This window comes from Flavobacterium notoginsengisoli (assembly GCF_014207905.1).
Lineage (GTDB): Bacteria > Bacteroidota > Bacteroidia > Flavobacteriales > Flavobacteriaceae > Flavobacterium > Flavobacterium notoginsengisoli_A.
The window spans coordinates 13143-33298 of sequence record NZ_JACHLB010000006.1; the positions used below are offsets into that span (position 1 = coordinate 13143).

Below are 20156 nucleotides of genomic sequence, written 5' to 3' on the forward strand. Positions count from 1 at the left end.
GTATAAATCTGTGCAATTCGTATTTTTAATCCAAACTGAAATTATAGATAATTTTCCCCACTTGTTTTGCAGGAGCGTCACTATCAGATTCCCATTTGGTATTCATTGCTGCAATTCTTGCTTGATCTAATAAACATTTTGCAGTATTTGTAGTTCCTTTAATTCCAGCAGTAGCACTGATTGTTTTTCCAGTTTGGTCAACACTTACTTCAACCACAACTTTTCCTTCTTCATTACAAGTGTATTTTGGTGCAGGTTTAGATAATGCTTTTCTATTTCCTAAAGAATATCCAGATCCACCGCCAGAACCTCCGCCACTTCCAGCTCCGTAACCGCTTCCGGTTCCAATGCCATTTCCAGTTCCGTTACCGCCTCCAGTTCCTCCGCCAGAACCACCAGATCCATAATAACCGCTGGAATTTAAATTTCCGTTAGATTTTCCTTTATTTCCAGCTACTTTATCGTCTCCGTCGCCACCTTTATTCGAACCTTTCATTATGCTTGATAAAGCATCGTTTGTAGAGTTTGAAACTTTTGGTTTTTCAGGAACAGGTTTTGTTTCCGGTTTTGTAACGGGAACAGGTTTTTTGGGTTTTTCTTTTGTCGGAATTACAACATCAGTTTTGTCTGCTACAGAGTTTTCCTGAGTGACAATTGCTTCTTCTGGAGCAGCTTTCGCCTGAACTTGCTTTACATTGTTTTTTACATTCAGAACTTCGCTTTTATAATTAGCGCCAGAGCCTAAATCGCTGTCACCAAAATTTACGGTTACTCCACCGCCACCTCCGCCGCCATCTGCAAGAGCTACGTTGTTTTCTGGATTATAAGGAGGCCAAAAGCGTATAAAAAACAGCAATGCAATTATCACTGCATAAATAGCAGTTGTGATTAACAATGATTTCTTTTGATCTGAAGAAATAGACAAACTCATTCTGATTCTGAATTTTGAAATGTATTATTTTAAAAACGTTTAAAAGTAGTAAAAATTGTTTAGAATAAAAGAGAGAATAACGCGAAGAGTTTTTTTTTATAACGCAAAGTACGCTATGATTAACGCAAAGAAACGCAAAGTTTTATTTAGTATAACTTTGAGTGAATCCTAAGATTAAAAGTTCACAAAGCTTCATGTAGATAAAGCTTTGCGAACTTAATATTTAGATATTACTTGCGCTCCAAATTAAAACATCTTAGCGTACTTTGCGTTAAAAAATCTACGACACAAAAAAACGAGCCAAACAATAATCTGGCTCGTTTATGTATAAAGTGTAAAGTAGCTTACACTAACTGTTTCAATGCAATTTCAAAAGCAGTTGCACTGATATTTGTTTTTGATGCACTTAAAGCATGCGCTTTTACAATTGCATTTTTTATAGTTTCTGAAGTATCATTAAAGATAGCTTCATCTGTCATTTGAACTTTTTTCTCCATGAAATAAGCAAAAACTCTTGCCATTCCGCAGTTTGAAATAAAATCCGGAATCAAACTTACTTTACTGTCTACTTCTTCCATGATAGAACCAAAGAAAATTTCTTTATCAGCAAAAGGAACATTCGCTCCGCAAGAAATAACTTCCAATCCGTTTGCGATTAAGCTGTCAATTTGCGCTTGAGTAACCAATCTTGAAGCAGCGCAAGGTGTAAAAATTTCAGCACCGATAGTCCAGATTTTAGAATTGATTTCTTCAAACGGAATCATATTTTCAGCAACCAATTTATTTCCGTCTTTGTTTAAGAATAAAGTTCTGATTTCTTCAAAAGAAAAACCATCTTCTTTAATTAAACCTCCATCGCGGTCAATAATTCCGATTACTTTTGCTCCCATTTCAGCTAAGTAAAAAGCAGCGGCAGAACCAACGTTTCCAAAACCTTGTACTATTGCTTTTTTACCTTTGATGTCTCCCCCGTAAGTTGAGTAGAAATGACGAACTGCTTCAGCAACACCAAAACCGGTAATCATATCTGCAACAGTATATTTTCTTGTAACGTCTGGTGAGAATTTCGGATTTTCGATTACCTTAATTACACCTTGACGCAATTGTCCAATTCTATTGATTTTATCTGCATCTGTTGGGCGGAAATGTCCATTGAAAACACCTTCCTGCGGATGCCAAACACCGCATTCTTCTGTCATTGGGATAACTTCGTGAATCTCATCAACATTTAAATCTCCTCCAGTTCCGTAGTAGCTTTTCAATAAAGGAGAAACTGCTTTGTACCAACGTTGTAAAACGCCTTTTTTGCGAGGATCATTCGGGTCAAAATTTATTCCAGATTTAGCGCCGCCAATGGCAGGGCCCGAAACAGAAAATTTAACTTCCATAGTTTTTGCTAAAGACAAAACCTCATTCATGTCTAAGCCTTTTCTCATTCTTGTTCCTCCACCTGCAGCTCCTCCGCGAAGTGAATTAATTACAGTCCACCCTTCGGCTTCTGTTTCTGAATCTTTCCAATTGAAAACAATTTCAGGTGCTTTGTTTTCAAATTGTTGTAATAAATCTTTCATTTTGTTGTGATATGTTTATTTTGCGTAAATGTATAAAATAGAATAATGCGAATAATGTATTTCGCATCAAATATATAAAACAAAAAGAAAAAGCCGTCCCGAAATTTTTCGGGACGGCTTTTTGTATATTCAAAAAATTAAGATTATTGTCCTAATAAATGTTTTTTCAAAGTTTCGTCAACTGGTTTGTCTGAAAGCCAAATTCCGAATAATGCTTTCTTGAAATCAAATCCAGGAATTTTTCCTTTCAACACTTCATTTTTTGTCACATAAACATTTTGATCCAAAGGATTGTAAGCTAGAATAAAAACATCTTTTTCAGTAATTGCATCACTCAAATAGCTTTTTAGCTGTTCGATTCTCGGACGTAATTGTTCCAATTGCGCTCCAGCAGATTTTTCGAAACCAGTATTCATGGCTTTTGTTAGTTTATTAGAAGAAACCATAGAAGATGTAATTTCTATTCTAATTGCCATTTCAGTATCGCTGTCAATAATGTATTGTGGGTCTTGAGTTAGTTGCGATAAATATAAAGCTTGGACATAAACTTCCATCCACATTTTAGATCTTCCGCCTGCGCCATTTAACTGTAAAGTTTTGCCTAAAAATTCTATTTTTCTTGGAACAGTTACGCCATTAACATCTATTTGAGTTTGTGCCGAAACGGTAGAAAATTGTAAGCTAAAAAGGAAAGTAAGTAGGAGTAAAATCTTTTTCATATTCTATCAAATTTTTATTTTTTGGTCAAAAATAATGGTAATTTATTAATATTAGGTTCATTTTTAACATATTTTTTTTCTGTAAAATTTACATTTAATTTTTGTATTACATTAAAAATCAAATTAGTAAGACTAGTTTTACGTACATTTACGTATTTTAAGATTTGTTTAACTTGTGAGTTCAAAAACTTAGTCAGATTTTGCCAATTTGATGATGTAAAAATGATTTCTGATTTTTAGAAAATTTGTTGCATAATTCATGCTCATTTACGCGAAAAGGTAAATAATTACGAAAACGTTATCGTTATCATTGCTGATCTATTAATTTTGTATGCATGCATTGTAAATTACACTTTTAAAAAGTATCTTTGGAAGCCTTTGCATTGCAAAATTGGCATCGAAAAAAACACAAAAAACATAAAAACCACTGACCAACCAAATATTTAAGATAGAGGTTGCAAAAACATTAAAGTATATTATTATGGATTTTAATCTTACTGAAGAACATTTAATGATTCAGCAAGCAGCAAGAGATTTTGCTCAAAATGAATTATTGCCAGGAGTTATTGAACGTGACGAAAATCAAACCTTTCCAACAGAGCAAGTCAAAAAAATGGGTGAGCTTGGATTTATGGGAATGATGGTGGATCCTAAATATGGAGGAAGCGGTCTTGATGCTATTTCTTACGTTATCGCTATGGAAGAAATTTCTAAAGTAGATGCTTCAGCTTCTGTAGTAATGTCTGTAAATAATTCATTAGTTTGCTGGGGACTTCAAGAATATGGAACTGAAGAACAAAAACAAAAATATTTGCCAGGTTTGGCATCTGGAGAAATTCACGGAGCATTTTGTTTAAGTGAACCAGAAGCGGGTAGTGATGCAACTTCTCAAAAAACTACGGCAGTTGATATGGGTGATCATTATTTGGTTAATGGTACAAAAAACTGGATTACAAACGGAAACACAGCATCTGTATATTTGGTAATTGCACAAACGCATCCAGAATTGAAGCATAAAGGAATCAATGCTTTGATTATGACGAAAGATATGCCAGGTTTCGCTGTTGGTCCAAAAGAACAAAAAATGGGAATTCGTGGTTCTGATACGCATTCTTTAATGTTCACAGATGTGAAAGTTCCAAAAGAAAATAGAATTGGAGAAGATGGTTTCGGATTCAAATTTGCTATGAAAACACTTGCAGGGGGTAGAATCGGAATTGCTTCTCAAGCGTTAGGAATTGCTTCAGGAGCTTACGAACTAGCTTTGAAATATTCTAAAGAACGTAAAGCATTCGGTACAGAAATCTGCAATCATCAAGCAATTGCCTTTAAATTGGCAGATATGGCTGTTAATATTGAAGCGGCTCGTCATTTATGTATGAAAGCAGCTTGGGATAAAGACAATCATAAAAACTACGATGTGAGTGGTGCAATGGCAAAATTATTTGCTTCACAAGTTGCGATGGACACTTCTGTAGAAGCGGTTCAGATTCACGGTGGAAATGGTTATGTAAAAGAATATCATGTGGAGCGTTTAATGCGTGACGCAAAAATTACTCAGATTTACGAAGGAACTTCTGAAATTCAGAAAATCGTAATTTCTAGAGCTGTAATCGCTGGATAAAATTAGGTTACAATAGATTTGAAAACCCTTTCGACTTTTAGTTTGAAAGGGTTTTTTTATGAATATTGTATTACTTTTCATAAGTTTATGCTTTCAAATAAAATTTAAATCCAAAACCTGTTTAATTCAAACATATAGCCATGAAAAAATTATACTTTTTACTTCCTTTCCTTATAATCGCTTGTAAATCTAGCACAACAACGAGAGTTGAAAAAGATGCTAAATCAGATTCAAAAGTAATCGAAGTTAACTACAAAGTCAGCGAAACGGAAATCTCAGATTTCTTAAAATACCTTTCTTCAGACGAATTAGAAGGGCGTGAAACAGGGACAAGGGGAATTGAAAAAGCGGCAGTTTTTTTAGAAGATTATTTGAAAAAGAATTCTATCAAACCTTATTTTAAAACCTATCGCGATACATTGACAAATTTTAAATCTCCAGCTTTTAATATTGTCGGAGTTATAGAAGGAACAGATCCTGAATTAAAAAAAGAATTTGTAGTGCTAAGCGCTCATTACGATCATATCGGAATTGAGAAAAAAGAACAGGCCGATAAAATTAATAATGGTGCAAATGATGATGCTTCGGGTGTAACTTCTGTGGCAGCAATGGCTAAATATTTCGCTAAAACAAAAGCAAATAAACGTAGCATATTAGTTGTCTTTTTTGCAGGAGAAGAAAAAGGATTGTTAGGGTCAAAAAGTTTAGTTGAGAAATTAAAAGCTCAAAACTTTAATCTGTACACTCAATTAAATATCGAAATGATTGGTGTGCCAATGAAAAGAGATTATCTAGCTTATATTACAGGTTTTGATAAATCGAATATGGCATCAAAAATAAATGAATATACAGGAAAAAACACAATCGGATTTTTGCCAAAAGAAGCAGAATATCAATTGTTTTACAGATCAGATAATTATTCTTTCTTTCAGGCTTTCGGAAAACCATGCCAATCGATAAGTACTTTCGATTTTGAAAATTTCGATTTTTACCACCATGTTTCAGATGAATTTAAGTTGATGGATATTCCGCATATTACAGCATTTACTCAAGAATTATTGCCAGCTGTAACTCATATTGCGGTATCTCCAACTCAAGAAATAACGATGAATAAATAAGAGCACTTTTTATAGCATTTGATTATTTTTGTTGCATGAAAAATATTATCGTTACCGGAACAAGCAGAGGAATAGGTTATGAATTAGCTTTAAAATTTGCGAATGATGGCCATCAGGTTTTGGCTATTTCCAGAAAAATTCCACAATCTTTATTAGAACATCAAAATGTTACTTGCCTTTCTATAGATTTGGCAGATGAAAATGCTTTGCAAGAAGTGAATCATTTTCTTTCTTCTACTTGGAAAAAAGTCGATGCGGTTGTTCATAATGCAGGCGCTTTACTTTTGAAACCTTTTGTAGAAACAACTCAAGCAGATTTTGAAAGTATTTACAAAGTGAATGTTTTTGCAGTAGCCAATTTAACTCGTATTTGTATTCCATATTTGGAAAAAGGAAGTCACGTTGTTACTATAAGCTCAATCGGCGGCGTTCGCGGAAGTTTAAAATTTGCAGGATTAGCAGCTTACAGTTCTAGTAAAGGTGCTGTAATTACTTTGACAGAATTGTTGGCAGAGGAATACAAAGAAAAAGGAATTTCATTTAATGTTTTAGCATTAGGTTCTGTTCAGACCGAAATGTTGAATGAAGCTTTTCCAGGCTATCAAGCGCCAATTTCTGCTGAAGGAATGGCAACTTACATTTATGATTTTACGCTTAATGGAAATAAATATTTCAACGGAAAAGTATTAGAAGTTTCTTCAACTAATCCATAGATATAAAACACTATTTTCAAACCCAAATCAAACCAACTTAATTTATGAAAAGAAAAATTACTATTCTTTTGACTGCAGTATTTTTTGTTTGTTTCAATTCGAAAACAGCTGCTCAGTCATACAAATCTGAAGTTTTAAGTTTTTACAATTTTGTTCTTCCAGAAAATTATATTCCAGAAGGATATCACAGTTATGGAGTTAAACTGCACCTTTCTCCAGATTTGATAATCGTTTTTGTTGATGGAGAAAAAAAAGGAACTCGTCCGCCATTGTCTTACAATGAATTTTTTAGAGAAAAAGATTTAAAGAGAGCTATTATCGGTACGGATACAGAGCCTGACATGAAAGGATATCATATTCCGACTATTATGGAATTGGCTTATAAACAAAGTGATATAGAAGCAAAAGATCATTTTATTTTAGATATTACGATAAAAAACATAGCTTATACATCGAATATTAAAGAAACAAAAAATGTTGATCCTCCTTTTTCTAGTGAAATATATTATAGATACGATGCTGTCTATAAAATTATAAATAGTCTGACTAAGGAAGTTGTGATGGAAAAAACATATAATGTTAAAGAGCTTACCAATGCTTCACCATTAGGTAAAACCAAAGCAGAATTGGTAACCTACCTAACAGCAAATATTGATAAAGATTTGCTTTATAACCAATTGGTGAAAAATATTCAAGAAAACATGCGTACGAGACTAGTTTCTTGGATTGATGTTGTGTATTATCAGGATAATTATTATTTCTCTAGAATTTCCAAAGAAGATAAAAATCCAATTTTCGCAAAACTAAATCAAGATGTTGATGTTCTTGAAAAATGGTCTAAAAATAAAGCAGAGCCAGTAATTGACGAAGCGCTTTTATCAGCAAATGCCGAATTCCTTCAAAAAAATAATTTGGTTATCAAAGATGAATCAAGCCGTTTTCAGGACGAAACTCGTTTGAGAGATTATAAAAACTACCAAAATAAGAAGAAAGTTTTTTCGGATTTTATTTTAAAAATGGATCAATATTCTAAAGAATTAGATCAAAATGATAAAGGACAAAAAGCGGCTTTATGGGCTTGTTACATCAATATTGCATCTAGTTTTGAGGTTTTAAATAATTCGAAAAGTAGTCTAGAATACCTTCAAAAAGCATATGATTTAAAATATCAAGAAGGTAAAGTGAGAAATGTTGAAGATGAAGTAAAAGCGAAAGAGACAAAAAAGAATGTGTTTTTTGCTAATGGCGAAATTAAAAAAGATGTAAATAGCCAATATTTGAAATATTTAACGCTATAAGAAATTATTAAAAAGTATTTTTGAAGCCAATTAAAATAAGTACTGTTGAGCGACACTTTAGCTAAATATATTCCCGAACATGCTGTAAAACCCGTTTTCGATTTGATAGTGAATAATCAAGTTCACTTGAAAATTGTAAACGAACGTCAGACGCGCCACGGTGATTATAGGCGAGGACCAAGCGGTAAACACGAAATTACGGTTAATGCAAGCTTAAATAAGTATCGTTTTTTAATTACGCTCATTCATGAAATTGCGCATTTGGTTGCTTTCGAAAAATTCGGACGAAATATAAAACCGCATGGGAATGAATGGAAATTTACTTTTCAACGTTTAATGGTGCCTTTTATACGGCCAGAAATATTTCCGGGACATATTTTACCTTTATTGGCGAGGCATTTCAAGAATCCTTCTGCAAGTAGTGATACAGATACAACTTTATCTTTAGCTTTAAAGCAATATGATAAGGATAATGATAAGAATTACGTTTTCGAAATTCCATATGGTAGCATTTTCAGAATCAAAAACGGCAAAATATTTAAGAAACTGGCCGTTCGAACTAAACGTTTTGAATGCATCGAAATAAGTTCTGGTAAAACGTATCTTTTTAATCCAAATGCTGAGGTTGAACTAATTAATATTCAATAAATAAAATTCCAAATTCCAAACTTAAATAAAATTGGGATTTGGAATTTTTATTTTAAAAAATTTTAAAACTCAAAAATTGTCATTTTTATGAAAGTAAAATTACTTAGGATATTATTTATGCTGTTTCTTTCAAATACTATTTTTGGGCAGCAACCAGAGAATCTAGAAATAGAAAAAAGATCCAATCCGATTATATTTTTTGAAGGTTTTGGCGGACTATCAGTAGTAAAGAATCTTGGCGTTTCTGGTGGTGTTGGACTTAATTATCAATTGGAACAAAGTCTGTTTACTTTTAGATATATTAATTCGGCTGGTTATACAAGGAAAAATGATGGCCCGGTTATTATTGCTCCATCAGTTTATAAGTCAGAAGATAATGTTGAGCTTGCCTTAATGTACGGGAGACGTTGGGTGAAAGAGCATCATTCATATAGTGTTTCAGCAGGAATTAGCCGAAATAATTTGGAATTAGAAAGCCGTGATCTTGATGGAATTCGTACAGTTTCAACCACGGGTTTTTATGGGTTTCCTTTCGAAGCTAATTATAAAAGATTTTACTCAAAAAAAAGATCTAATTTGATTTATAATGTTTTAATTCCGAGCGTTGGTATTAAGCTTTTTGGGGATATTGGAAAATATACTTTCGTAGGAGTTGGGGTATCAGTAGGTTTTGGATTATGTAAACATTATTAACTAAGAAAATCCCAAACTCCATGTTATAGTTGGAATTTGGGATTTTTTATTTGCTATTTCCAAAGAATTTGAAATTTTAATTATTTTATATCTTTCAAATATGCTTCTCTAACCTTCTTAAATAGGTTTGAAGAATACACAAATTTGACAATGTCTTTATTATCAGTAACAAAAATTTCTTCTTTAGTTCCCTGCCAAGCTTTGATTCCTTTCTTTAAGAAAACAATATTTTCACCAATTTCCATTACAGAGTTCATGTCGTGTGTGTTGATCACGGTTGTAATATTGTATTCTTTTGTAATTTCCTGAATCAAATTATCAATCAAAGTAGAAGTGTTTGGATCAAGACCAGAGTTTGGTTCGTCACAAAATAAATACTTCGGATTATTTACGATAGCGCGTGCAATTGCCACACGTTTCTGCATACCACCAGAAATTTCAGAAGGTAATTTTTTGTGGGCATCAACTAAATTTACTCTTTCTAAAACAAAATCAACTCGTTCTTTGATTTGTGCTTTAGTATTGTTGGTAAACATTCTCAATGGGAAAGCTACGTTTTCTGCAACTGTCATCGAATCGAATAAGGCGCTTCCTTGAAATACCATTCCGATTTCAGTTCTTAATTCACGTTTTTCGTCTTTATCTAAATCTGAATATACTCTTCCGTCAAATTCAATTGTTCCCGAATCTGGCGTATGAATTCCTAAAAGTGTTTTTAGTAAAACCGTTTTTCCAGATCCACTTTGTCCGATAATCAAATTGGTTTTTCCAGTTTCAAAAACGGTCGAAACGCCTTTCAAAACTTTACTGTCACCAAATGATTTTTCTATGTTTTTTACTTCTATCATTATCCTAATAATAATTGAGTTAATATATAATTAAAAAGAATGATACAAACTGATGTCCATACAAACGAAACTGTACTTGCTTTACCAACTTCTAGTGCTCCACCTTTCATATAATAACCGTGAAAAGATGGAATTGTAGCCAATAACATAGCAAAAATTAAAGTTTTAATGAAAGCGTAAGTAATGTGAAAAGGAATAAATTCCATTTGAGCTCCTGCAATAAAATCTTCACTTGTTGAAAATCCGCCGTAAGCAGAAGCAAGCCATCCTCCAAAAATACCCAAAAACATACTAATGCAGATTACAAAAGGATACATTAGTAAAGCTATAATTTTTGGAAAAACAAGATAGTTTAATGAATTCACTCCCATAACTTCTAAAGCATCAATCTGTTCTGTAACACGCATTGTTCCGATACTTGAAGTAATGTAAGAACCCATTTTTCCGGCCATAATTACTGAAATAAAGGTAGGAGCAAACTCCAAAATTACAGACTGACGTGTAGCAAAACCAATTAAATATTTAGGAATTAAAGGATTAGTTAAGTTTAAAGCTGTCTGAATAGCTACAACTCCTCCGATAAAGAATGAGATAAAGCAAACGATTCCAAGAGAGTCAATAATAAGGTCATCGATTTCTTTTAGAATTAGATTTTTCATAACAGGCCATTTAGTCTGTTTATTGAAAATTTCTTTCAGCATTAAAAAATATCTCCCGATTTGGGATAAGTAACGAATTAGCATCATAAGTTTTAAATATTTGCTAAGGTAAAAAGAAGTTATGAGTTTTGGGGTATGAGTTCAGTTTTTTCGACCGTTTTGGCAATCAAATTAACTTTTCTTTCATTTTTTGTAAACGATAATTTCTAATAAACTTAGCTTGTTCAGGAGTTACTAATAAAGGAGTTTTGGCGTTTTTAGCTTTCATAAATCCTTTAATGTAATCTAAAAATAGAAATGGTTTTTTCTTCATCATTGCCAATTTTGCAGAAGCAATGGCGGTAATCCAAAAGCCATATCCTAAAGTATAAAAAGCTTCGCCTTGTTTATAACGAGCTGTTTTGTTGTAATTGGCACCAGTTGGTTTAAGATGTTTTACGTGTAAAGATTGGTCAGTAACAATTTTCCAGCCGTAATATTTACATAATAATTCATCAACAGTATCCCAGCCCATTGCAGGTTTTAAACCTCCAATTTGCTGAAAAGTTTCTTTGCGATATGCTTTTAAAGCACCACGAATATGATCTTTATCCGTTAAGTTTTCTAAAACCCATTCGCCGTTTTTATCAATATAACAGAAACCACCAACCATTCCGATTTTAGAATCTGATTCGAAATGCTTGATTATGGTTTCGAAATAGTTTGAAGGGAAAATTAAATCACCATCTATTTTTACAATAATATCATAATCTGAATCTAAAGTTTCAAACCCTTTTTGAAAGGCTTGAATTACTTTGCTTCCTGGCAAATGAATCGCATCTGAAGTTTTGTTTACAACCGAAATGTATGGATTCTCTTTTGCAAATCCTAAAACAACTTCTTCTGTTTTATCGGTTGAATTATCATTAACAACCACAACTTTTGAAGGCAAAACGGTTTGCGTAACCAAAGATTGTAAGGTTAAGCCAATTAAGTCTTGCTCATTGTGTGCTGGAATGACGATGTAATATTTCATAAATTTTCAATTTAAAATCCCAACTTTTTAAAATTCCAAATTCCAATTAAAGCGAGTTTAATTGGAATTTGGAATTTTAGTATTGGAATTTATTTAATTTTTTCCGCTACTACGATATAATATCTTGGAGTGAAATATCTCAATAATGGTCTAAGTCCAAGTTTTTTTACTGGATGTGTAAATTGCAGACGATCGGTTATTTTCCAACCTGTTTTTTCTAAAAGCCAGTCTAATTGCCAGTCTTCAAACTCGTGGTAATGTCTGTCCCACATATCTGTTTTAGAACGATATGCTGGAGAAAACCATAAACGTAACGGAATAGAAATTAATAATTTGTCACATTTTACATTTTGTAAAATCGTATACGGATTTAATAAATGTTCGAAAATTTCAAATGCTGTGAATACGCTATATTCTTCTGTTTGTAAAGCAGTATGATCGTTATCTAAATCTTCACCTTTGGTATTTTTAACAGTATAGCCGTTTTCTTCCATTATTTTAGAAAATGGATTTGGAACACCAAAATCAAAAATGGTTTCAGAGGTGCTAACATGCTTTTGCAAAAATTCTAAGGTAAGTTTGAATCTCTTATTCGGAAACGTTTTTTCGTACATAGTCATTGCGAACGAATGAATCTCTCGTTCTAGCTTTTAATTAGGTCGCAAATATACTAAAAAAGTATTCAGTGTTCAGTTTTTAGTATTCAGTTGCGACGCTAAGTTTTAAATGAATTTTTCGCAAAGACGCGAAGTCGCAAAAGTTTTGATAAAAAAAATAAACCATATAAGCAATATAAGTTCAATTAAGAGAAATCTTAAAATATCTTATATTACTTATATGGTTTAAAAAACTTTGCGACTTCGCGTCTTTACGAGATTATTTCGCTTAAACTTACAAATCTTTATTTAATATCGGTAAACAAAAGCATTAATATTCATTCCAGCTCCAACAGAAGCAAAAATAAGAACATCACCTTTGTTGATTTCGTGACCTTCAACTTTTCCTTGTAGAATTAAATCGTACAAAGTAGGAACGGTTGCAACACTGCTGTTTCCTAAATCATGAATGCTCATTGGCATAATGTCTTTAGGAGGAGTTTGTCCGTATAATTTGTAGAAGCGTTCGATAATAGCTTCGTCCATTTTTTCGTTTGCTTGATGAATAAGGATTTTTTTAACTTCATCGATTGCAATTCCGCTATTATCTAAACAGCTTTTCATCGCGCATGGAACATTGCTTAGAGCAAATTCGTAGATTTTACGTCCGTACATTTTAATGTATTTTGTATCTGGATCTAAATCTTTGTTGTATGATTTTCCGAAGAAAAGAAAACCAGCTTCATCAGTTGCAAAAGTAGCACTTTCGTAAGCCAATAATCCACTTTCATCTGTTGAAGCTTCTAAGATTGAAGCTCCTGCGCCATCAGAGTAAATCATCGAATCACGATCGTGGTCATCAACAACTCTTGATAAAGTTTCGGCTCCAATTACCATTACTCTTTTTGCCATTCCGGATTTGATAAAAGCATTCGCTTGTAAAACGCCTTCAATCCATCCTGGGCATCCAAAAATAATATCGTAAGCCACGCATTTAGGATTTTTAATGCCTAATTTATTTTTAACACGTGTTGCTAAACTCGGTAAAATATCGGACTGAGTAGTTCCAGTTTTTACATCGCCAAAATTGTGGGCAATGATGATATAATCTAAAGTTTCTGCATCAATATTTGCGTTAGCAATTGCTTTTTGTGCAGCAAAAAAAGCTAAGTCAGATGCAGTTTGGTCTTTTTCGGCATAACGACGGTTCTCGATTCCGGTAATGCCTTTAAACTTCTTAATTACAACTTCGTTCGGATAACCAAAAGGAGTTCCATCCTCATTTAAAAAAACATGTTTGTCAAAGTCCGTATTTTTTACTTCTAAATTAGGAATGTAACTCCCAATACCAATAATTTTTATTTTCATTATTTCCCTTTAATTATCCGATAAATTTAGCGCTAATGTATAAATAATATTATGATAACTATCATAAAAAATAGTATGCACGCATATAATTATGAAATAACAATTTTTTGGATGATATATTGTGTTTCTTTTAATGATTTTTTAATATTTCCTAGATTTCAAACGATTGAAGCGATTTTTTGGAGCTGGATTTTTTTGAAATATTTCTGTTTTCTAAAATTAATTTCACAAAAATCTAACAAAAAGTTATGCTTTTGTAAATCCGAATCTTCTTTATTGTTTTTGTTTCATGTTTCAGGTTTCAAGTTCTGCAGAAAACCTGAAACCTGAAACAAAAAACAAAACCCGACAGGTTTTAAAAACTTGCCGGGTTTGAATATATGTATGAGAAAACTAAATTTTAGCTCTCCATATAAGCTTCAATAGGAGCACAGCTACAAACTAAGTTTCTGTCTCCGTATGCGTCATCTACACGACGAACAGATGGCCAGAATTTATTTTCAGCGATGTAATCTAATGGATAAGCAGCTTTTTCTCTAGTATAAGGGAAATCCCAGTTATCAGTAGTTAACATTGCTAACGTGTGTGGTGCATTTTTTAATACGTTGTTTTTATCATCAGCTGTTGCAGCTTCGATTTCTTTTCTGATTGAAATAAGTGCATCACAGAAACGATCTAATTCAGCTAAATCTTCAGATTCAGTTGGTTCGATCATTAAAGTTCCAGCAACTGGGAAAGAAACCGTTGGCGCGTGGAAACCATAATCCATCAAACGTTTTGCGATATCACCAACTTCGATTCCATTTTCTTTAAATGCACGACAATCTAAGATCATTTCGTGAGCCGCTCTTCCGCATTCTCCTGTGTAAAGAATTGGGTAGTGTCCTTCGAAACGCGCTTTCATATAGTTTGCGTTTAAGATTGCGTGCTCTGTAGCGCTTTTTAATCCTTCAGCACCCATCATAGTGATGTAACCGTAAGAGATTAAACATACTAAAGCAGATCCGTAAGGTGCAGATGAAATAGCGGTAATTGCTTGCTCTCCACCAACGTTTAAGATTGGGTTTGTTGGCAAGAATGGAACCAGTTTTTCGTTCACACAGATTGGTCCAACTCCAGGTCCACCGCCACCGTGAGGAATAGCGAATGTTTTGTGTAAGTTTAAGTGGCAAACGTCAGCACCAATTGTAGCAGGATTTGTTAATCCAACTTGTGCGTTCATGTTTGCACCATCCATATATACTAATCCTCCATTGTCGTGGATTAATTTTGTGATTTCGATAATTGAAGATTCGAAAACTCCGTGAGTAGATGGATAAGTTACCATTAAGCAAGATAAATCATCTTTGTGCTCAATCGCTTTTTCTCTTAAATCTTCTACGTCAATATTTCCTTCTGGAGTCGTTTTCGTAACAATAATTTTCATTCCCGCCATAGCAGCAGAAGCAGGATTTGTTCCGTGAGCCGATGAAGGAATCAAACATACATTACGGTGACCTTCGTTTCTTGACATGTGGTAAGCACGAATCGCCATTAATCCAGCATATTCTCCTTGAGCTCCTGAGTTTGGCTGTAAAGTTGTTCCAGCAAATCCAGTGATTACATTTAATTGCTGCTCTAATTTTTTTAGCATTGTAAGGTAACCTTCTACTTGGTCAACTGGTGCAAACGGGTGAATGCTATTCCAGTTTGGCATTGAAAGAGGCAACATTTCAGAAGCTGCGTTTAATTTCATTGTACAAGAACCTAATGAAATCATCGAGTGATTCAATGATAAATCTTTACGCTCTAATTTTTTGATATAACGCATCAATTGACTTTCTGAATGATGATTGTTGAATACATCATGAGTCAAGAAAGATGAAGTTCTCTCTAATGAAGCTGGTAATTGGCTAGCTTCACTTAATTCAGAAACCGTAACAGTTTCTTTTTCTAAAGCTTCAGCAAAAATCGCAACGATTTGGTTGATGTCTGCAACAGAAGTTGTTTCGTTCAATGAAATCGAAACTGATTCAGCATCAGGATAGAAGAAGTTTACTTTGTTTTTCTCCGCAATTGCTTTTACTTTTTGAGCATCAGCTTTTACTAAAATAGTATCAAAGTAAGCAGTGTTGGTTTGGTAAACTCCTAATTTATTTAAAGCTTCAGCAGTAGTAACTGCAGAGGCGTGAACTTTGTTTGCAATATATTTTAATCCTTCTGGACCGTGGTAAACTGCGTACATTCCGGCCATAACTGCTAATAAAACCTGAGCAGTACAAATATTTGAAGTCGCTTTTTCACGTTTAATGTGCTGCTCACGAGTTCCCAACGCCATACGTAAAGCACGGTTTCCGTTTGCATCAACAGAAACTCCAATGATACGACCTGGCATCGAACGTTTGTACTCATCTTTAGTTGCAAAGTAAGCAGCATGAGGACCACCGTAACCCATTGGCACACCAAAACGTTGTGTTGTTCCAACAACAACAGCAGCACCCATTTCTCCTGGAGAAGTTAAAGTTGCAAGTGATAAAATATCAGCAGCAAAGGCAACTTTGATTTCGTTTTCTTTTGCTTTAGCAACAAAAGCACTGTAATCGTTTACTTGACCGTATTTTCCTGGGTATTGTAAAATCGCTCCGAAGAATTCATTTGAAAAATCAAATGTTTCGTGGTTTCCAACAACTAATTCAATTCCGATTGGAGTTGAACGCGTTTGTAAAACTGATAAAGTTTGTGGTAAAATTTCTTCAGAAACGAAGAATTTGTGTGTATTATTTTTCTTTTGATCTCTCGTACGAACATCAAATAATAAAGCCATAGCTTCTGCAGCCGCAGTTCCTTCATCTAATAAAGAGGCATTGGCAATTTCCATTCCTGTTAATTCGATAACAGTAGTCTGGAAATTCAAAATCGCTTCCAAACGACCTTGAGCAATTTCTGCTTGGTAAGGTGTGTAAGCTGTATACCATCCTGGATTTTCGAAGATATTTCTTTGAATTGGAGCAGGAACGATAGTTGGGTGATAACCCAAACCAATGTATGATTTAAATGTTTTGTTTTTCTTTCCTAATTCGCGAATATGATTTGCAAATTCGAATTCTGTCATTGCAGGTTCTAAATTCAACGGCGCTTTTAAACGAATATCGTCCGGAAGGGTTTCATAAACAAGTTGTTCGATTGAATCAACACCAATTGTTTGTAACATGTGTTGAAGATCTGTTTCTCTTGGACCAATGTGTCTTAAAGCAAAAGCATCTGTTTTCATTTGTAGCAGTCTATTTTTTAAAGATCAAAAGTAATTTGCCGAGCGTTTTATTTGACGTAATCTCATGCTACACAAGGTTTATTACATTTTATAGTAAATGTGTTGTTTTTTTGTGGCGCAAAATTAAGTATTATTAATAATTTAATGGGTATTTTTAACTTCATTTTTTATCAATTTTCTAACTAAAGAGTTGATTTGTTACCAATTGATTAGATTTCGATATATGAAACTCCTCAAACAAATATTGAATTTTTATTTAAACAGCAGCATTCACGTGGCTTTATCGTGTTATGCTTTGGTGCGAATTACGTTTCATGTATTTCATATTCAATATGATGAACCAATGGCGCTATTTGTTTTTTTTGGAACAATTGTAGGATATAATTTCGTAAAATATGATGCACTTGTCAGAGTGAAGAAAAATCCAATCGGAATTCAGTTAAAAATTATCGCTGTTTTAAGTTTCATTTCGCTCCTTTTGGTCGGCTATTATTTTTTCCATTTAAAGCGAATTACTCAAATTGTCTCTGTTGTCATTTTTCTGATAACGGCACTTTATACTTTGCCCTTTTTTCCAAACCGAAGAAATGCTCGAAACTGGGCGGGTGTAAAAATTTATATTGTAGCCCTTTGTTGGGTTGGCGCAACTTTAGTTCTTCCTTTAATAAATGCCGAAATTCCGTTTACAACAGATTTCTTCATCAAATGCATTCAGCGTTTTGTGCTGGTTTTTGTTCTGATTTTAGTTTTCGAAATCATAGATTTAGCAAACGACGATCCGCATTTGCAAACTGTTCCGCAAACTATTGGCGTAAAACGAACCAAGATTTTAGGGCTTTCACTTTTGGTTCCGTTTTGGTTTTTGGAAATTTTAGTTTCAACTTTTAATTATCATGATGCCTTTATCAATCTGATTATGGTTGTTATGCTGATGCTTTTTATCATTTTCGCCAACCCAAATCGTTCCAAGTATTACACTTCTTTTTGGGTAGAAGCTGTGCCGATTTTTTGGTGGTTGATGGTGGTTTTTTTATAAAAATACTTTGGGCGTGTCCCTCCGGGTCGGGCTATCCGTTACAAGTCCTCGCTCTTCCTTCGTCAGGCTGTGGGCTTTCCACTGCTATCCCTCACGCAAAACGTAAAACGAGAAGACTCTTTTTCAAAATTTAATATTTTTTATTTAGATAAATATTGCCAATGGTTTTAGCCATTGGGACGCTTGCTTTTCGTAACTCCACTTAACGTTTCCCGCGGTTGAAACCGCGGACTATATTTGAAGTGCAGAATTTTGAAGTACAGAATTTTCAGTTAATTGTTTTTGAATTGCCTCCAGCTTTAGCTGGAGGTTAAAGAAATGTCTCCAATAAAGGCTTTAGCCAAATGATAAAGTTTGGCTAAAGCCAAGAATATTAAATCCTTGATTAACCTCCAGTTAAAACTGGAGGCAACTAATTTGATTTTTTTCTGCTAAATCCGTTGAATCTGCGTGAAAAAAATAACCCATTATCAATTGTTTCTCTCAGAAATCTCTTTTAAAACCTTATTCCTTTCCAAAAGAAAACTCACCAAATGCCTTTTCAAAAACAAAACATCAAATAATTTCCCGAAAATTCCAAATGGAGTTTCATATTGTAGTTTGTCTTTCATAATTGTAAATTCATTTTCTTCTTCAAAAAAATGTTCATGTTTGAAAGATTTGAATTTACCTTCTTCCATTTCATCAACAAAATAATCATAAAAATTCATTGCAGTAATTCGACTTTTGTGTGTGAGATAAAATCCGAAATGTTTACCGCGCCAAGTTACCGTTTCGTTTAAATTTATTAAACCAGATGTTACACCATCAATCGCCTTTTCGTCTGTCGGACTTGCAGATTGTTGATGAATGTCGATATTTCTCGAATTATCAAAAACGATTTGTTTTGATGCTATTATTTTGGTTGTGAGATTTATTGTTGTCATTAAATTTAAGTTTAGTTTTCCTCAATCTTGTCATTTCGACGGAGGAGAAATCTTCGCTAGTAACTTTACAAAGATTGGCGACATTCTGTACGGAGCTACTTGTGGAGATTTCTCCTCCGTCGAAATGACAAAACTCTCTGGATTTGGGTTCTAAATTAAATCTCGAAAAGCGTTATCAATATTCCCAAACTTAAATTCAAATCCATTTTCCAAAAGTCGTTTCGGAATCACATTTCTGCTTTTCAAAACCAATTCCGTTTCTGTTCGAATGAAAAAAGATCCGATTTCCAGAAAGAATTTATTCAATGGAATTCCAAAAGGAAATCCAACAGCCTTTCTCAGCTTTTGCATAAAATCAATATTCCGAATTGGTGTTGGAGAAACAATATTTATAACACCAGCCATTTCTTTTTCAATAATAAAATCAACCGCATTCGCAAAATCTTCTTCATGAATCCAACTTACAAATTGATTTCCATTTCCTTGTTTTCCTCCAAAACCAATTTTAGCCAAAGTCTTTAACGGAATTAATGCACCGCCATTTTTTCCTAAAACAATAGAAGTTCGCAAAGCCGTTTTTAAAGTTTTCGGAGTTTCGGTTTTAAAGAAAGCTTTTTCCCAAGAAAGGGCAACATTTATAGAAAAGTCATTTCCAATTTCGCCTTCAACTTCATCCATTTGTTTATCAAGAGAAAAACGATAAATAGTTGCCGTTGATGAATTAAGCCAATGTTTCGGCGGATTTTTGCAATTTAAAATCGCTTTGTTCAAGATTTTTGTACTGTTAATTCTTGACCAAAGAATTTCTTTTTTATTCTTTTTAGTATAACGGCAATCAACAGATTTTCCGGCAAGATTAATTAAGACAGAAGCATTTTCTAATTCTTTTTCCCAGCCGGTAAAAGTTTTAGCATTCCAGTTTACATATTTTATTCCGTCGATTGTCTGTGCTTTTCCTCGGGTTAGAATTACAATCTCATCAAATTTGCTTTTGAAATGATTCACTAAAACCTTTCCAAGAAATCCAGTTCCAGCTGCTATTATAAGTTTGCTCATTGTTGTGTGTTTTTATAGCAACGAATTGCACGAATTTCCACTAATTTTTTAGTGTTTTGCTAAATAGTAATTCGTGAAAATTTGTGC

18 protein-coding genes are annotated in these 20156 nt (G+C 33.5%); 7 read left to right on the forward strand and 11 right to left on the reverse strand.

Annotated elements, in window-relative coordinates:
• Window positions 1-25: 25 nt before the first annotated feature.
• The 3 genes from HNP35_RS17325 to HNP35_RS17335 form a co-directional block, all read right to left on the reverse strand.
• A complete protein-coding gene (locus HNP35_RS17325) occupies window positions 26-931 on the reverse strand; it encodes an energy transducer TonB (protein WP_184165741.1) in 906 nt (301 codons plus the stop codon).
• A 344-nt stretch (window positions 932-1275) separates the two neighbouring features.
• Window positions 1276-2502, reverse strand: a complete 1227-nt coding sequence (locus tag HNP35_RS17330; RefSeq protein ID WP_184165738.1) for a Glu/Leu/Phe/Val dehydrogenase dimerization domain-containing protein — start codon at window positions 2500-2502, stop codon at window positions 1276-1278.
• Between the two features lie 143 nt (window positions 2503-2645).
• The gene (locus HNP35_RS17335) at window positions 2646-3221 is read right to left on the reverse strand and encodes a chalcone isomerase family protein (RefSeq protein ID WP_184165736.1); all 576 of its coding nucleotides are present in this window, start codon (window positions 3219-3221) and stop codon (window positions 2646-2648) included.
• Between the two features lie 481 nt (window positions 3222-3702).
• Here HNP35_RS17335 and HNP35_RS17340 point away from each other — a divergent pair, with 481 nt between their 5' ends.
• The 6 genes from HNP35_RS17340 to HNP35_RS17365 all read left to right on the forward strand — a co-directional run bounded on the left by HNP35_RS17340 (window position 3703) and on the right by HNP35_RS17365 (window position 9315).
• On the forward strand, window positions 3703-4845 hold the full coding sequence (locus HNP35_RS17340) for an acyl-CoA dehydrogenase (RefSeq protein ID WP_184165732.1): 1143 nt from the start codon (window positions 3703-3705) through the stop codon (window positions 4843-4845).
• 140 nt (window positions 4846-4985) lie between these two features.
• Window positions 4986-5963: a M20/M25/M40 family metallo-hydrolase gene (locus tag HNP35_RS17345; RefSeq protein ID WP_184165729.1), complete on the forward strand. Its 978-nt coding sequence runs from the start codon at window positions 4986-4988 to the stop codon at window positions 5961-5963.
• A gap of 35 nt (window positions 5964-5998) precedes the next feature.
• The gene (locus HNP35_RS17350; RefSeq protein WP_184165726.1) at window positions 5999-6676 is read left to right on the forward strand and encodes an SDR family NAD(P)-dependent oxidoreductase; all 678 of its coding nucleotides are present in this window, start codon (window positions 5999-6001) and stop codon (window positions 6674-6676) included.
• Between the two features lie 44 nt (window positions 6677-6720).
• Entirely contained in the window at window positions 6721-7974 is a 1254-nt protein-coding gene (locus HNP35_RS17355) for a hypothetical protein (RefSeq protein WP_184165724.1), read from the forward strand.
• Window positions 7975-8019: 45 nt separating this feature from the next.
• Entirely contained in the window at window positions 8020-8622 is a 603-nt protein-coding gene (locus HNP35_RS17360; RefSeq protein WP_184165721.1) for a SprT-like domain-containing protein, read from the forward strand.
• An 87-nt stretch (window positions 8623-8709) separates the two neighbouring features.
• Window positions 8710-9315 carry a hypothetical protein gene (locus HNP35_RS17365; RefSeq protein WP_184165718.1) on the forward strand — a complete coding sequence of 202 codons (606 nt, stop codon included), beginning with the start codon at window positions 8710-8712 and terminating at the stop codon, window positions 9313-9315.
• A gap of 80 nt (window positions 9316-9395) precedes the next feature.
• On the opposite strand, the gene HNP35_RS17370 is transcribed toward HNP35_RS17365, so the two are convergent.
• The 6 genes from HNP35_RS17370 to gcvP all read right to left on the reverse strand — a co-directional run bounded on the left by HNP35_RS17370 (window position 9396) and on the right by gcvP (window position 17051).
• A complete protein-coding gene (locus tag HNP35_RS17370; RefSeq protein ID WP_184165715.1) occupies window positions 9396-10163 on the reverse strand; it encodes an ABC transporter ATP-binding protein in 768 nt (255 codons plus the stop codon).
• A complete protein-coding gene (locus HNP35_RS17375) occupies window positions 10163-10909 on the reverse strand; it encodes an MlaE family ABC transporter permease (protein ID WP_184165712.1) in 747 nt (248 codons plus the stop codon). The genes HNP35_RS17370 and HNP35_RS17375 overlap by 1 nt, the downstream gene beginning before the upstream one ends.
• A gap of 79 nt (window positions 10910-10988) precedes the next feature.
• Window positions 10989-11837: a glycosyltransferase gene (locus HNP35_RS17380; protein WP_184165709.1), complete on the reverse strand. Its 849-nt coding sequence runs from the start codon at window positions 11835-11837 to the stop codon at window positions 10989-10991.
• Window positions 11838-11926: 89 nt separating this feature from the next.
• Complete coding sequence (locus HNP35_RS17385; RefSeq protein WP_184165706.1) at window positions 11927-12451, reverse strand: methyltransferase; 525 nt, start codon at window positions 12449-12451, stop codon at window positions 11927-11929.
• Window positions 12452-12742: 291 nt separating this feature from the next.
• Window positions 12743-13801 carry a 3-oxoacyl-ACP synthase III family protein gene (locus HNP35_RS17390; protein ID WP_184165703.1) on the reverse strand — a complete coding sequence of 353 codons (1059 nt, stop codon included), beginning with the start codon at window positions 13799-13801 and terminating at the stop codon, window positions 12743-12745.
• A 400-nt stretch (window positions 13802-14201) separates the two neighbouring features.
• The gene (gene gcvP / locus HNP35_RS17395) at window positions 14202-17051 is read right to left on the reverse strand and encodes an aminomethyl-transferring glycine dehydrogenase (protein ID WP_184165700.1); all 2850 of its coding nucleotides are present in this window, start codon (window positions 17049-17051) and stop codon (window positions 14202-14204) included.
• Window positions 17052-17274: 223 nt separating this feature from the next.
• On the opposite strand from gcvP, the gene HNP35_RS17400 reads away from it, so the two are divergent.
• Window positions 17275-18087, forward strand: a complete 813-nt coding sequence (locus HNP35_RS17400) for a hypothetical protein (RefSeq protein ID WP_184165697.1) — start codon at window positions 17275-17277, stop codon at window positions 18085-18087.
• Between the two features lie 470 nt (window positions 18088-18557).
• Here the strand turns inward: HNP35_RS17400 and HNP35_RS17405 are convergent, their stop codons facing one another.
• A complete protein-coding gene (locus HNP35_RS17405) occupies window positions 18558-19013 on the reverse strand; it encodes an SRPBCC family protein (RefSeq protein WP_184165694.1) in 456 nt (151 codons plus the stop codon).
• Window positions 19014-19163: 150 nt separating this feature from the next.
• Window positions 19164-20069 carry a TIGR01777 family oxidoreductase gene (locus HNP35_RS17410; protein ID WP_184165692.1) on the reverse strand — a complete coding sequence of 302 codons (906 nt, stop codon included), beginning with the start codon at window positions 20067-20069 and terminating at the stop codon, window positions 19164-19166.
• Window positions 20070-20156 lie beyond the last annotated feature (87 nt).

Bases quoted from the DNA above. Each gene is read 5' to 3' on its own strand.
- HNP35_RS17325 (WP_184165741.1), bottom strand. From the start codon at position 931: ATGAGTTTGTCTATTTCTTCAGATCAAAAGAAATCATTGTTAATCACA.
- HNP35_RS17330 (WP_184165738.1), bottom strand. From the start codon at position 2,502: ATGAAAGATTTATTACAACAATTTGAAAACAAAGCACCTGAAATTGTT.
- HNP35_RS17335 (WP_184165736.1), bottom strand. From the start codon at position 3,221: ATGAAAAAGATTTTACTCCTACTTACTTTCCTTTTTAGCTTACAATTT.
- HNP35_RS17340 (WP_184165732.1), top strand. From the start codon at position 3,703: ATGGATTTTAATCTTACTGAAGAACATTTAATGATTCAGCAAGCAGCA.
- HNP35_RS17345 (WP_184165729.1), top strand. From the start codon at position 4,986: ATGAAAAAATTATACTTTTTACTTCCTTTCCTTATAATCGCTTGTAAA.
- HNP35_RS17350 (WP_184165726.1), top strand. From the start codon at position 5,999: ATGAAAAATATTATCGTTACCGGAACAAGCAGAGGAATAGGTTATGAA.
- HNP35_RS17355 (WP_184165724.1), top strand. From the start codon at position 6,721: ATGAAAAGAAAAATTACTATTCTTTTGACTGCAGTATTTTTTGTTTGT.
- HNP35_RS17365 (WP_184165718.1), top strand. From the start codon at position 8,710: ATGAAAGTAAAATTACTTAGGATATTATTTATGCTGTTTCTTTCAAAT.
- HNP35_RS17370 (WP_184165715.1), bottom strand. From the start codon at position 10,163: ATGATAGAAGTAAAAAACATAGAAAAATCATTTGGTGACAGTAAAGTT.
- HNP35_RS17375 (WP_184165712.1), bottom strand. From the start codon at position 10,909: ATGATGCTAATTCGTTACTTATCCCAAATCGGGAGATATTTTTTAATG.
- HNP35_RS17380 (WP_184165709.1), bottom strand. From the start codon at position 11,837: ATGAAATATTACATCGTCATTCCAGCACACAATGAGCAAGACTTAATT.
- HNP35_RS17385 (WP_184165706.1), bottom strand. From the start codon at position 12,451: ATGTACGAAAAAACGTTTCCGAATAAGAGATTCAAACTTACCTTAGAA.
- HNP35_RS17390 (WP_184165703.1), bottom strand. From the start codon at position 13,801: ATGAAAATAAAAATTATTGGTATTGGGAGTTACATTCCTAATTTAGAA.
- gcvP (WP_184165700.1), bottom strand. From the start codon at position 17,051: ATGAAAACAGATGCTTTTGCTTTAAGACACATTGGTCCAAGAGAAACA.
- HNP35_RS17400 (WP_184165697.1), top strand. From the start codon at position 17,275: ATGAAACTCCTCAAACAAATATTGAATTTTTATTTAAACAGCAGCATT.
- HNP35_RS17405 (WP_184165694.1), bottom strand. From the start codon at position 19,013: ATGACAACAATAAATCTCACAACCAAAATAATAGCATCAAAACAAATC.
- HNP35_RS17410 (WP_184165692.1), bottom strand. From the start codon at position 20,069: ATGAGCAAACTTATAATAGCAGCTGGAACTGGATTTCTTGGAAAGGTT.